At 66.1% G+C, this 12496-nt stretch carries 12 protein-coding genes; 5 read left to right on the top strand and 7 right to left on the bottom strand.

What is annotated here, in order from left to right:
- A partial coding sequence (gene aspS / locus KAY22_RS18035) for an aspartate--tRNA ligase (protein WP_296624686.1) occupies positions 1-863 on the bottom strand: 863 nt, incomplete at its 3' end.
- Between the two features lie 95 nt (positions 864-958).
- Here aspS and rnd point away from each other — a divergent pair.
- Positions 959-2137 (top strand): ribonuclease D, encoded by a 1179-nt coding sequence (gene rnd / locus KAY22_RS18030; RefSeq protein ID WP_296624685.1) that lies wholly within the window; start codon positions 959-961, stop codon positions 2135-2137.
- Positions 2138-2170: 33 nt separating this feature from the next.
- On the opposite strand, the gene KAY22_RS18025 is transcribed toward rnd, so the two are convergent.
- Positions 2171-3670 carry a Ppx/GppA family phosphatase gene (locus tag KAY22_RS18025; protein ID WP_296624684.1) on the bottom strand — a complete coding sequence of 500 codons (1500 nt, stop codon included), beginning with the start codon at positions 3668-3670 and terminating at the stop codon, positions 2171-2173.
- A gap of 105 nt (positions 3671-3775) precedes the next feature.
- On the opposite strand from KAY22_RS18025, the gene KAY22_RS18020 reads away from it, so the two are divergent.
- Positions 3776-4375 (top strand): phosphatase PAP2 family protein, encoded by a 600-nt coding sequence (locus tag KAY22_RS18020; protein WP_296624683.1) that lies wholly within the window; start codon positions 3776-3778, stop codon positions 4373-4375.
- 6 nt (positions 4376-4381) lie between these two features.
- On the opposite strand, the gene KAY22_RS18015 is transcribed toward KAY22_RS18020, so the two are convergent.
- The 3 genes from KAY22_RS18015 to KAY22_RS18005 are packed head-to-tail and all read right to left on the bottom strand — an operon-like array spanning position 4382 to position 8394.
- Complete coding sequence (locus KAY22_RS18015; protein WP_296624682.1) at positions 4382-6553, bottom strand: RNA degradosome polyphosphate kinase; 2172 nt, start codon at positions 6551-6553, stop codon at positions 4382-4384.
- Positions 6554-6562: 9 nt separating this feature from the next.
- Complete coding sequence (locus tag KAY22_RS18010; protein WP_296624681.1) at positions 6563-7186, bottom strand: DnaA/Hda family protein; 624 nt, start codon at positions 7184-7186, stop codon at positions 6563-6565.
- Positions 7183-8394, bottom strand: a complete 1212-nt coding sequence (locus tag KAY22_RS18005; protein ID WP_296624680.1) for a heavy-metal-associated domain-containing protein — start codon at positions 8392-8394, stop codon at positions 7183-7185. Before KAY22_RS18005 ends, KAY22_RS18010 begins: the two co-directional genes overlap by 4 nt.
- A 62-nt stretch (positions 8395-8456) precedes the next feature.
- Between KAY22_RS18005 and purM the strand changes: the two genes are divergently transcribed.
- From purM to KAY22_RS17990, 3 genes are read left to right on the top strand one after another with little or no spacing between them, the layout of a single operon-like run.
- Positions 8457-9557, top strand: a complete 1101-nt coding sequence (gene purM / locus KAY22_RS18000; protein WP_296624679.1) for a phosphoribosylformylglycinamidine cyclo-ligase — start codon at positions 8457-8459, stop codon at positions 9555-9557.
- Between the two features lie 43 nt (positions 9558-9600).
- Positions 9601-10179, top strand: a complete 579-nt coding sequence (gene purN, locus KAY22_RS17995; RefSeq protein ID WP_296624678.1) for a phosphoribosylglycinamide formyltransferase — start codon at positions 9601-9603, stop codon at positions 10177-10179.
- Entirely contained in the window at positions 10172-10798 is a 627-nt protein-coding gene (locus KAY22_RS17990; protein WP_296624677.1) for a hypothetical protein, read from the top strand. The genes purN and KAY22_RS17990 overlap by 8 nt, the downstream gene beginning before the upstream one ends.
- Before the next feature lie 727 nt (positions 10799-11525).
- On the opposite strand, the gene KAY22_RS17985 is transcribed toward KAY22_RS17990, so the two are convergent.
- Both KAY22_RS17985 and ndk read right to left on the bottom strand, forming a co-directional pair.
- Positions 11526-12047: a GNAT family N-acetyltransferase gene (locus tag KAY22_RS17985; RefSeq protein ID WP_296624676.1), complete on the bottom strand. Its 522-nt coding sequence runs from the start codon at positions 12045-12047 to the stop codon at positions 11526-11528.
- A gap of 2 nt (positions 12048-12049) precedes the next feature.
- Positions 12050-12472, bottom strand: coding sequence for a nucleoside-diphosphate kinase (gene ndk, locus KAY22_RS17980; RefSeq protein ID WP_296624687.1), 423 nt, complete (start codon positions 12470-12472; stop codon positions 12050-12052).
- Between the last annotated feature and the right edge of the window lie 24 nt (positions 12473-12496).

Raw genomic sequence — 12496 nt, 5'->3', positions numbered from 1 at the left:
CCATAGCGCAGCATCGCGTCCTTATAGGCGATGCGCGGGAACGGCGCCGGCGTGAAGGCACGCCCATTGGCGAATTCCTCGAACACGCCGTGCAGCACCGGCTCGATTGCCGCGAACACGTCTTCCTGGGTGACGAAGCTCATCTCGAAGTCGAGCTGGTAGAACTCGCCCGGCGAACGGTCGGCGCGGGCGTCCTCGTCGCGGAAGCAGGGTGCGATCTGGAAATAGCGGTCGAAACCGGCGACCATCAGCAGCTGCTTGAACATCTGCGGCGCCTGCGGGAGCGCGTAGAATTTCCCCGGATGGATGCGGCTGGGCACCAGGAAGTCGCGCGCGCCTTCGGGCGACGAGGCCGTCAGGATCGGCGTCTGATATTCGGTGAAGCCCTGGTCGATCATGCGCCGCCGGATCGATGCGATCACGTTCGAGCGCAGGACGATGTTCGAATGGATGCGGTCACGGCGCAGATCGAGGAAGCGATAGCGCAGGCGGATATCCTCGGGATAATCGGCCTCGCCCGCCACCGGCAGCGGCAGCTCCTGCGCGATCGACTGGACCGCGACGTCGCGGGCGCGGACCTCGATCGCACCGGTCGCGAGGTTCGGGTTCACCGCCTCGGGCGCGCGGGCGACGACGTCGCCGGTGATCGTCACGACCGATTCGACGCGCAGCCGCTCGAGCTGCTTGAACGCTTCCGACTCGATGTCGGTGACGATTTGGGTCAGCCCATAATGATCGCGCAGGTCGACGAAGAGCAGATTGCCATGGTCACGCTTGCGGTGCACCCAGCCGGAGATACGGACCTGGGTTCCGACGTGCTCGGAGCGGAGCTGGCCGCAGCTGTGCGTGCGATAGGCGTGCATGGGTAGGTTCAACTTTCCGGTGAAATTGCGAGCGGAGCGCTTCGCGCGGGCGCGCGGTGCTTGTCAAGCGTTGTAACCCGGCTATGCACGTCGCCATGCATATTCACCCTCTTATCAGCGACAGCGCGACCCTCGCCAATCTCTGCACCCGGCTCTCCCAGTCGCCTTTCGTGACGGTCGACACCGAGTTCATGCGCGAGACCACCTATTGGCCCGATCTTTGCCTGATCCAGATCGCCAACAGCGAAGAGGCTGCAGCGATCGATCCGAAGGCGAAGGATATCGACCTGACGCCGCTGCTCGACCTGCTCGTCGACAATCCCGATGTCCTCAAGGTGTTTCACGCGGGCGGCCAGGATCTGGAGATCATCCACAACCTGACGGGCAAGACGCCCCACCCCATGTTCGATACGCAGATCGCGGCGATGGCGATGGGGATGGGCGAGCAGATCGGCTATTCAAACCTCGTCGAGAGCCTGCTGGGCATCAAGCTCGACAAGGGTGCCCGCTTCACCGACTGGGCCCGGCGCCCCCTCGACAAGCGCCAGATCGACTATGCGATCGGCGACGTAACCTACTTGGCCGAGCTGTTTCCGCGCATGCTCGACAAGCTGCGCAAGACCGGGCGCGGCGGCTGGCTCGACAATGAGATGGAGCGGCTGTGCGATCCCGCCAGCTATGCCAATGAACCCGACCTCGCCTGGACACGCATCCGGCTGCCCAGCCGCAAGGCCGAGGTGCTGGGCCGACTGAAGGCGATCGCCGCCTGGCGCGAGCGCGAGGCGCGATCGAAGAATCTGCCGCGCGGCCGCATCGCCAAGGATGAGACGCTGGCAGACCTCGCCTCGCATCCGCCCAAGGTACAGTCGGATCTGTCGCGCGTGCGTGGCTTGTCGCCGAGCTGGGCACAGAACGAGATCGGCGCGCGCCTGATGGCCGCGATTGCCGACTCCCGCCCGCTGCCCGACGACGAAATGCCTGCGCGCGAGGACCGCAAGCCGGGCCTGGGCAAGGAAGGCGCGCTGATCGCAGACCTGCTCAAGCTGCTGCTGAAGGTGCGCTCGCGCGATGCCGACGTCGCCGCCCGCCTGATCGCGCGATCCGAGGAGCTGGAATTGCTCGCCGCCGGCGTCCGTGACCTGCCGATGCTCTCGGGCTGGCGGAACGACGTCTTCGGCAAGGATGCGCTCGCCCTCGTCGAAGGACGGCTCGCCTTCAGCGTTCGCAACGGCCGGATGGTGATGTCGAGCCTGGACAACGGCGCCGCCGACTGATCCCTCGGCCGCGCTGCGGCGGCGAGGCGCGCGTCAGTCGAGGATCAGGCGCGGTTCCAGTCCGAAGGCGGTTGCCAGCGTCCGATGGCGCCGCTCGACGGTTTCGCCGTGAAGCAGGGCATTGTCCTTGTCGACGCGCAGTTCGAGCGCGCCGGGTGCCAGCGACAGACGACTTCCGGTGAGCGCATCGGCGACGCCGCCCGAGAAACGCTGGCCGAGACGCAGCGCCAGCCCCCATCGTTCGGCCGTAACGATCTCCGACGGTGAGCAGATGCTGCTGATGACGGGCACCATCCCGTTGCCACCGAAACTGGTCCACAGCGCATGCGCCATCATGCCACGGCCTCGGGAGTCGATCCCCACCCAATTGCCGTGCAGCGCCGTCTCCACGCCCCGTTCGGCGCGAAATTCGGGGTGGGCGCGCCAGCCCACGTCGGCCAGCAGACAGGTGGCGTGGCGTACGCGCGCATCCTCACGGCTCTCGCCCTCGAACAGCGGCGCGATCCAGCGTTCGAGCAGATCGCCATGTTCGGGAAAGCGCCCCTGGCGCGCGCCCTCCTCGCGGGTCGACGCGATCAGCGGATCCTGAGCGCGCTGATAGGGCGACAATTCCTCGTAGAGCAGACCTTCGCGCAGGCCATAGGCCGAGACGATCAACTCGCTCGACCCGAGTTCGCGCACGACATGGGTCAGCAAAGAAGCGGCGTGGGACAGCGTCGGGATACGCGATCCCGACAGGCCGATGACCTCGCGCAGCCGCTTGCGGTCGAGATGCGCCAGCACGCGCACGAGGTGCTGCGCATTTTCGGGCGGCATCCAGTAATGGTGGACGATCGGCAGTGGATAATCGGTCAGATACATATCGAGGCGCGCCAGCGACCGCCAGGACCCGCCGACCATGTAAAAGGGCAGGCCTGCCCCCTTCCCCTTCCAGCCGGCCTTGCCGAGAGTCTTGTCGACAAGCGCGCGCAATGCGCGTGGGCCGTTCGCCTTGACGGCATCGATGCGCAGGACGCCCAGCGGAAATGAACTGGTCTCCCGCACTTCGCCATCGACCACGCGGGCCAGTTCGAGACTGCCGCCCCCCAGATCGCCGACGATGCCATTGGCTTCGGGGATCGAGGCGATCACGCCGAGCCCGGCGATTCGCCCTTCGTCGTCGCCCGAAAGTATCTCGACCGGCAGGCCAAGTTCCAGAACCCTGTCGATGAAGAGCTTGCCGTTGCTGGCATCGCGAACAGCCGCCGTCGCGACGGTACGCGGATGCGGCACGCCCATCTGCTCGGCGAGGCGCTTGAAGCGTGACAGCGCGTGGAGCGCGCGTTCCATGGCATCGGGATCGAGCGCGCCCGTGCGGGCGAGCCCCTTGCCGAGCCCAGCCATCACCTTCTCATTGAACAGCGCCGCCGGAACGCGCGCCGGGCCGTCATAGATGACGAGGCGAATCGAGTTGGAGCCAATGTCGATGATTCCGACACGGGTATGGCCCGGCGCCGGATGCTTGGCGCGACGAAACATCGAAATCGCTGGCATAGGCCTCCGCTCTAACGCACATCCGCCATCGACCGGAAGCGGTAAGTTGCACTTTGGTTCCGCCCCCGCCTTGCATGATACGGGTCGGGCATGGCAGGCGAAGCCATGCCCCTGTCTCTCAGACCCGCCCTGTCCTGGCCGCTTCTCGGCACGTTTCTGCTGGCCGCGGGGACGACGCTCTGGCTCGGCGGTCCCGCGACGGACGGACATTGGCTGGCGATTTTCCGGCTCGATCCGTCCTCGCCACTGATCCCGGCGACGAGCCTCCTGACAAACGCCGGCGGCTTCATCACGCTCGGGCCCGTGGCTCTGGCAGCCGTATTGTTTCTGGCTCTCAAGGGACGGAAGGCCGAAGCCCTTTGGTTACTCCTGGCCGTGGGATCGGGTCGCTTGTTGGTCGAAGCGGCGAAAGAAGTTCTCTCGCGCCCGCGCCCGCCGCTCATCGGTCGTCTGGACGAGGTCACGAGCCTGAGCTTTCCCAGCTCGCACGCCGCCGGATCGATGCTGACGATGCTGGCGCTCGCTCTGCTCTTCGGGCGCGACAGACCCTGGCTGACGCCGGTGCTTGCTGCCTTCGCCTTGGCAGTGGGCTGGAGCCGGCTCGCGCTCGGCGTCCACTGGCCCAGCGACGTCCTTGCAGGCTGGGGCGTGGCGCTGATGTGGATCGGAACCGCGAGCCGCTGGCTGCCACGCCGCCCCAGGTGAGCCGGATCAGTCGCGCCGCAGCGAGAGCTTCGGCACCGATCCGTTCTTGCGCGAGGCCGCACCGCGACCCGACAGCGACGGGTTCGTCATGAAATAGCGGTGGAGATTGAAAGGACGCTTGCCGGGCGTCACCCGCTCATATTTGCCGTCGGGCATCAGCTGCCAGCTCTGCTCGTCGTCGATCAGATTGGCGACCATCACCTGATCGAGGATCTGCGCATGGACGGTCGGATTCTCGATCGGCAGCAGATATTCGACGCGGCGATCGAAATTGCGCGGCATCCAGTCGGCCGAACTGATCAGCACCTTTGCCTTCCGGTTGGGCAGAGCGGCGCCGTTGCCGAAGCAGATGATCCGGCTGTGCTCCAGGAAGCGGCCGACCACCGACTTGACCCGGATATTCTCCGAAAGACCCGGTACGCCGGGCCGCAGACAGCATATGCCGCGAATGACGAGGTCGATCTGCACCCCGGCCGCGCTGGCGCGATAGAGCTTCTCGATGATCGCCGGGTCGACCAGCGAGTTCATCTTGGCCCAGATCGCCGCCGGCCGCCCTTCGCGTGCATGGTCGATTTCGGCGTCGATCAGCCGCGCCAGTTCGTCGCGCATGCCGTGCGGCGAGATCGTCAGCAGGTTGAGGTCGACCGGCTCGACATAACCGGTGATATAGTTGAACAGCTGCGCCGCATCGCGCCCCAGCCGGGGATCGGCGGTGAAGAAGCTGAGATCGGTATAGATGCGCGCCGTGATCGGGTGATAATTGCCCGTACCGAAATGGCAGTAGGTCTTGTGCCCGTCGGCCTCGCGGCGGACGACCATCGACACCTTGGCGTGGGTCTTCCAGTCGATGAAGCCATAGACGACCTGGACGCCCGCGCGCTCCAGCTGCGACGCCCAGAGCAGATTCTGCTCCTCGTCGAAGCGCGCCTTGAGCTCGACCACGGCCGTCACCGACTTGCCCGCCTCGGCCGCATCGACCAGCGCGCGGATCACCGCCGACTGCTTGCCCGCGCGGTAGAGCGTCTGCTTGATCGCGACGACGTCGGGGTCCTGCGCCGCCTGGCGCAGGAAGGCGAGCACCACGTCGAACGTCTCATAAGGGTGATGGACGACGATGTCCTTGGCCCGGATCGCGGCGAAGCAATCGCCGCCATGTTCGCGGATTCGCTCGGGAAAGCGCGGGCTGAACGGCGTGAACTTCAGGTCTGGCCGGTCCTCTTCGACCAGTTGCGCGAGATCGGCGATGCCGAGGAAGCTGCCCGATTCGGTGACGAAGCTGTCCGCCCCGCCGATCTGGTCCTTCCACAGCGGTTCGAGCGACGCGGACATGCCGCCCTCCAGCTCTATCCGGATCACCCGGCCACGGCGGCGCCTTTTGATCGCGGTACGGAAATAGAGGACCAGATCCTCGGCCTCTTCCTCGACCTCGATGTCGCTGTCGCGGATGATGCGGAGCGCGCCATGGCCGCGCACCTCGTAGCCGGGAAAGAGCAAATGGGTGAAGCGCCGGACCAGCGTCTCGATCGCGACATAGCGCGCGCTGCCGCGCGGCAGGCGGATGAACCGCGGCAATGTCGCCGGTACCATCAGGAGTTCGAACACCTGTTCGCCGTCCGAAAGCCGCGTCAGGTCGAACAACAGGCTGAAGCCCTTGTTCGGGATGAACGGAAAAGGATGGGCCGGATCGAGCGCCTGCGGCGTGAGCACCGGAAAGATCTGCTCGCTGAAATAGCGCTCGAGCCATTCGGCGTCGGCGCCCTCGATCTCGCCCTCTTCGAGCACGACGATCCCGGCCGTCGCCAGATCGTCGCGCAGCCGGTCCCAGACGCGCTGCTGGTCGGTCATCAGCTGGTCGGCGCGGTCGCTGGCGCCGTCGAGCTGCTGGGCCACCGTCAGTCCATCGGGCGACAGGCTGTCGACGCCTTCGAGCAGTTGAGCCTTCAGGCCGGCGAAACGGACCATGAAGAATTCGTCGAGATTGTTACCCGAGATCGACAGGAAGCGGAGCCGTTCGAGCAGCGGATGCGCAGGATTGGAGGCCTCGTCCATCACGCGCTGGTTGAACGCCAGCCAGCTCGCCTCGCGGTTGAAATAGCGCTCCCGCAGCGGCACCGGCTCGGGCGGGATCGGGCTCCCGATCAGCTCTGAGTCATGCGATTGGGGTTCGATCGAGTCCATGGCCGTCCACTATAGCAGCCTATATGTATCTTCCGTGACACCGATCGCCGCAAGCGCTTCCTTGGCAACCGCCAGCGTAATCGGCCGGCGCCGCGCCAGCGCCGCTTCGTCGAGCGCGTCGACCAGCCGGCCAAGCGCGACATAGCTGCGCTCGATCCGGGGGACGACATAGCGCACCACATCGGGCCGCGCTTCCAGTCCGCGGTTGTTGATGAGCTTTTCGACCAAAGCGGTCATCAGCGCGCCATCGGGCTCCTCGATCGCCACATGCTGGCTGGCGAGCAGGCGAGATCGCAGGTCGGGCAGTTTGATCTTCCAGCGCGCGGGCGGTTCGTCGGCGGCGAGGAGCAGCGGCTTGCGATCGGCCTGCGCCGCGTTCCACGCGTGGAACAGCCGCTCCTCGTCCTGGGTCTCGGCATTGTCCACGAAACGTCCGCCGGTCTTCGCCGCGAATATCCGCCCGAGCAGGCTCCGTCCCGACTTGCGCGGCCCGGTCAGCACGCTCGCCATCACCGGCCACAGCGACCAATGCTCCAGATGGCGGACCGCCGTCCGGTTGGCGTCGCCGACGATGAAGTCGCGCTCATTCGCTTCTGCCGGCCACTGGAAGGGCAGCGCGATCTGGTCGGTCATGGAGCCGGGGTAGCGGCGCGCCTGATCCGAAGGCCGCCGCCCGCATCCTCGACCTGCCAGCCGCGCGCGACCAGCGCCTCGCGCAACGCGCTGACGGGCCCCGAGAAGGCGACGCGCAGACTGCTGGTGCCACCGAGGGCCAGGCTGCCCGTCTGGACCGACGTGACCCCGGTCAGGGCACGAAGCTGCGCTTCCTGTGCACGGAGGGCAGCAGCGTCGGGCGTGTCGATCTGGACGGTGACGGTCGTCGTTGCTGCCGCCGCCATCTGGTCAAGCACGTCGTCGATCGGAACTTCCTCGACCGGGGTCTCGATCACGAGCGACCGGTCGCCGCGCATCGCGCCTTCCTGCAGCGCCCGGGTATAGGCCGTGTCGGTCCGCTGCACCGCGCGGTCGAGCATCGCCGGCAGCGCATCGCCCGTGTCGGCGGTCAGGGTGAACTGGTCGACCACCGTCGCGTCGGGCCCGTAGCGCGCCACGAAGCGGCCGATCACCGGGCCACCAGGCCATTGGCGGAACAGCGTCACCTCGGGCACGACGATATTGGCCGCGCCATATTGGTCGAGCAGCATCCGCCACCAGCTGCGCCCCGGTCGGCGCGCCTGCGCTGCGTTGAGCAGAACCGGATCGGCACCGGTACCCGACACGCGCACATAGTCGATCGGACTGTTGCCGGCACGGAAGCGGGCCCAGGCCTTTTGCCACTCGCTGCGGCGCTCGAAGCTGATCGGGGTCGCGCCGCTCCATTCGACCGGAATGACGAGCATCGGCGCCGAACGACGGACCGCGCCCTTCACGCCCAGCAATTCGCCGGCACGCGCGCGATCGAACAGCACGCCCAGTGTCGCGACATAGCGGTTGGGGCCGACCTGCTCGCGCTCGACGACGATGCCGCCGCTGATCGAATCGAGCGTCGAATCGGGCAGGCCGGGCGCATTCTCGACCGGCTTGCCGTTGACCCGCGCCCACAGCATCTTCCAGCCCTTGCGCTGCGCCTCGCGCCAGCCGCCATAGCGCGCCTGATCGGCCGTTCGCGCCGCGACGTCGACCTTGATCCCACTCACCTCATAGCTGCCCGACCCGTCGATCGGCGGCACGCCGCGCTCGTCCGCCCGCTCCAGCTGCGCGAAGGCGAGCGCCCCCAACAGCGCACCGGCACCGAGGATGGACAGGGGGATGGGACGGAAAAAGCGTTTGGCGAAGGTCACGCAGTGCCTTTTGGCGACTTGGCCGTGGAAATCCAAGCACGATATGTCTAGGGGCCTGCATCATGAGCAGCAACGATCAAGAATCCTACACCTATGCCAAGGCCGGCGTGTCGATCGCGGCGGGCAATGCCCTGGTCAAGGCGATCGCGCCTCTCGCGCGAGCCACGCGCCGACCGGGCGCCGATGCCGATCTCGGCGGGTTCGGCGGCTTCTTCGACCTCAAGGCGGCCGGCTATAATGATCCGCTGCTCGTTGCGGCGAATGACGGCGTCGGTACCAAGCTGAAGCTGGCGATCGACAGCGGTCGTCATGACGGCGTCGGCATCGACCTCGTCGCAATGTGCGCCAACGACCTGATCGTGCAGGGCGCCGAGCCGCTCTTCTTCCTCGACTATTTCGCGACCGGCCGCCTCGACAATAGCGTTGCCGAGCGCGTCATCGCGGGCATCGCCGAAGGCTGCAAGATCGCCGGCTGCGCGCTGATCGGCGGCGAGACGGCCGAAATGCCGGGCATGTATGCCGATGGCGACTATGACCTTGCCGGCTTCTGCGTCGGCGCGGTCGAGCGTGATCAGGCGCTTACCGGCAACCGTGTCGCAGCCGGCGACGTCATCCTTGGGCTCGCCTCCTCGGGCGTCCATTCCAACGGCTTCTCGCTGGTGCGCCGCCTGGCCGCCGACAAGGGCTGGAAGCTCGACCGCCCTGCCCTGTTCGACCAGGACGTGCTGCTGATCGAGGCGCTGATGGCGCCGACGCGCATCTATGTCCGCTCGCTGCTGCCCGTCGTCCGCGCCGGCCGGGTCCGGGCGATGGCCCACATCACCGGCGGCGGCCTGCTCGAGAATATCCCGCGCGTCCTGCCCGAGGGGCTCCACGCCCATGTCGATGCCGACGCCTGGGAGCAGCCGCGTCTGATGGCTTTCCTCCAGGCGCAGGGCAATATCGAGCCCGAGGAAATGGCGCGCACCTTCAACTGCGGCGTAGGCATGGCGGTGATCGTCTCGGCCGACGACGTCGACGCGGTGACGTCCGAACTGGCCGCAGCGGGCGAGACCGTGTTCCGCATCGGCCATATCGCCGAAGGTGAAAAGGGCTGCACCGTCACGGGCAGCGCCGAGACCTGGAGCGCGCGCGCCGACTGGTCGGCCACGCATCTCGGCTGAGCCGGGATCGCCTGCCTCCGGGCATCGACGAGGTTTTGAACGCGTGACCGACAAGACGCCGATCGCCATCCTGATCTCGGGCCGCGGCAGCAACATGGCGGCGCTGATCGAGGCGTCGCGCGCAGCCGACTGCCCCTATGCGGTCGTCCTCGTCGCATCGAACGATCCCGAAGCGGCCGGCCTCGACCATGCCCGCGCCGCCGGCATCTCGACCTTCGCGCACAGCCACAAGGGCCTCAAGCGCGCCGAATTCGACGCCATCATCGATGCGGCGCTGCGAGAAGCCGGCGTGCGCTTCGTCGCGCTGGCCGGTTATATGCGGATCCTGAGCGAGGGCTTCATCGCGGACTGGGAAGGCCGGATCGTCAATATCCACCCCTCGCTGCTGCCGAAATATAAGGGCCTCGACACCCATATGCGCGCGATTGAGGCGGGCGACGCAGAGGCCGGCTGCTCGGTCCATGTCGTGACGCCCGAGCTCGACGATGGCGAGGTGATCGCCCAGGCCCGCGTACCGATCCTGCCCGGTGATACGCCCGACACGCTCGCCGATCGCGTGCTGATCGAGGAACACCGCCTTTATCCCGAGGCGCTGGCTGCCTATATCCGGAGCCATGGCTGAAGAGACCTCTGCGGCGGAAGCTCGCCGGCGCCGGCTGCGCTGGATCACCCTCGGCGAGGCGCTGGGCGTGGCCGCGCTCGTCGTGTCGGTGCTGACCCTCTGGAACAATTATTCCGAGCGGCGGCACAACGAGGACGAGAAAGCGGCGCAGGAGCGCGCGTCGAGCACCAAAGCCCGCATCCTGGTGCTGCGCGCCGAGGTCGAGAAGAAGGGCGACCGCCTCGCCCTGCAGCCGATCGGCGAGCAGGTCATCCAGGGCCAGACCATCGCCTTCCCCAAGGCGCTGGGGATCGACCCCGTCGACAGCACCGACCCGCGCATCGAGGCCGACTGGCTGTCCGACGGCCTGCGCAAGGCCCGCCGCGACGCGGGCGAGCAGGAACGCCCACGCGGCGACGCCCGCCTGCCCGTCGCGATCACGACCCGCTTCACGGTCGGCGGCGATGTCGCCGAAGATGTGACGCTGTACGACGTCGGCTATGCGATCGACGGCGGCTTCCTAGGCGGCAGCGAAGTCCGCCTGCGCGGCCTGTCGATGATCGGCCGAACGACGGCGGCCGCAGCCCAGAAGCGCCTCGACGAGATTTGGACGAGCCGCCACCGCAAGAAGGTCTCATGAGCGAGAGCGGATACAGAGGTGGGACGGGCTGCTGTCCATTGATGCACTATCAACGGAACCCTCGTCGTGTTGGCGATGGGTAGTGCAAATTGATGCACTGCAACTGTAAACTATGATTACCCAATTTCGCGGTGTCACCGCAATCCTAAGGGCTAATCAGCGCTATCCGGTCGTCGAGCTAGCGCGTGAGCGAAGGCCAGAACTCCAAACACTGCCCACATGAGAGATTCGCCTTTATGACCTCCTGGCACGCGCACGTAATCGCCAACGCACTCGCCACCATCGCCGTCGGGGACAGTTCGTGTGCATTCCAAATGAAATTTTGCGGTGTAAGTTTGATAGGATGTTAGCATAAGCGCGCCTGCTATTGCTGCTGTGAGCCCTCGGTTAATCTGCTCGTTAAGCCTATCATCGATCTTCAAGTTTGTTGCGAGGCGCAGCATAGCCCATACGAAGGTCGGGATTGCGGTAAGGTAGCCAATGCGGACAAGCACTCCATGAGTCCCAATCGGAACAGGTCCCGCAATCAACAATAATACAAAAATAATTCCAGTAATAAATTGGCGGTTTTCGGAACTCAATCCGACCCTATTTCTATCGCGCGACACAATTCGAATCCCCGCCCTGACTCCCCCACTACATATTGCCCTTAATATCGGTGACAGTCCACTCAAACTCCCCCTATGCAGCCTACCGCTTCGCCGCATAGTTTCATGGCTTTTGCGACCTACAGGTCCAACCCGAAGATCAGATCGTCGAACACCGCGTCGCCGACCTGGAAGCGGCGCGATCCGACGAGGTCGCAGCCCAGCCGCCGGTAGAAGCCGATCGCCGCGTCATTGCCCGAATAGACGCCGATCAGCAGGCGCTGCATCCCGCGCCCGCGCGCATGGGCGATCGCTTCGTCGACCAGCTGGCGTCCCAGCTTGTGGCCGTGCCATTTGCCCATGATGTAGATGCGCCGCAGCTCGATGTCGGCGGGGCCGGTCTCGATCGGAAGGTCGGGCGGGGTCAGGAGCGCGAAGCCGATCGGCGCGCGGGTCTCGGGGATTTCGGCGATCCAGGCCGCACCGGCGGGATCGCTCGTGAAGGCACGCCAGGCGTCGGCGCTGTTCTTGCCTTCGAAGTGCAGCAGCATGTCGGGCAGGCCGATGATGTGCGCATAGGTTTCGAGGAAGGTCGCCGCGCCGACCAGAGCCAGCGCGGCGGCGTCCTCGCAAACGGCCCGCCTGATGACGGGGGCCGTCATGATCAGCCGACGATTTCTTCCGGCTTGAAGAAATAGTCGATCTCGATCTTCGCGTTCTCGAGGCTGTCCGAACCGTGGACCGAGTTGGCTTCGATCGATTCCGCGAAGGTCTTGCGGATCGTGCCCTCGTCGGCGTTGGCCGGGTTGGTGGCGCCCATGACTTCACGGTTGCGCGCGACGGCGTTCTCGCCCTCGAGCACCTGGACCACGACCGGGCCCGAGATCATGAAGCTGACGAGGTCGCCGAAGAAGGGACGCTCGCGGTGCACGCCGTAGAAACCCTCGGCCTGTTCCCGGGTCATGTGGATGCGCTTGGAAGCGACGACGCGCAGGCCGGCCTCCTCGAGCTTGGCGGTGATCGCGCCCGTCAGGTTGCGACGCGTCGCATCGGGCTTGATGATCGAAAAGGTACGTTCGGTCGCCATCGGCGAGCGGCTCCATATCTGTCT

The sequence above is a fragment of the Rhizorhabdus sp. genome (genome assembly GCF_018006725.1).
Classification (GTDB): Bacteria; Pseudomonadota; Alphaproteobacteria; order Sphingomonadales; family Sphingomonadaceae; genus Rhizorhabdus.
Note: the sequence above shows the minus strand (reverse complement) of the source record. Positions and strands in the feature narration are given on the sequence as shown.

Coding starts and splice junctions, on each gene's coding strand:
- rnd (WP_296624685.1), top strand. CDS start 959: ATGCATATTCACCCTCTTATCAGCGACAGCGCGACCCTCGCCAATCTC.
- purM (WP_296624679.1), top strand. CDS start 8,457: ATGAGCAGCAACGATCAAGAATCCTACACCTATGCCAAGGCCGGCGTG.
- KAY22_RS18025 (WP_296624684.1), bottom strand. CDS start 3,670: ATGCCAGCGATTTCGATGTTTCGTCGCGCCAAGCATCCGGCGCCGGGC.
- KAY22_RS18010 (WP_296624681.1), bottom strand. CDS start 7,186: ATGACCGACCAGATCGCGCTGCCCTTCCAGTGGCCGGCAGAAGCGAAT.
- KAY22_RS17990 (WP_296624677.1), top strand. CDS start 10,172: ATGGCTGAAGAGACCTCTGCGGCGGAAGCTCGCCGGCGCCGGCTGCGC.
- KAY22_RS18015 (WP_296624682.1), bottom strand. CDS start 6,553: ATGGACTCGATCGAACCCCAATCGCATGACTCAGAGCTGATCGGGAGC.
- KAY22_RS18020 (WP_296624683.1), top strand. CDS start 3,776: ATGCCCCTGTCTCTCAGACCCGCCCTGTCCTGGCCGCTTCTCGGCACG.
- ndk (WP_296624687.1), bottom strand. CDS start 12,472: ATGGCGACCGAACGTACCTTTTCGATCATCAAGCCCGATGCGACGCGT.
- KAY22_RS17985 (WP_296624676.1), bottom strand. CDS start 12,047: ATGACGGCCCCCGTCATCAGGCGGGCCGTTTGCGAGGACGCCGCCGCG.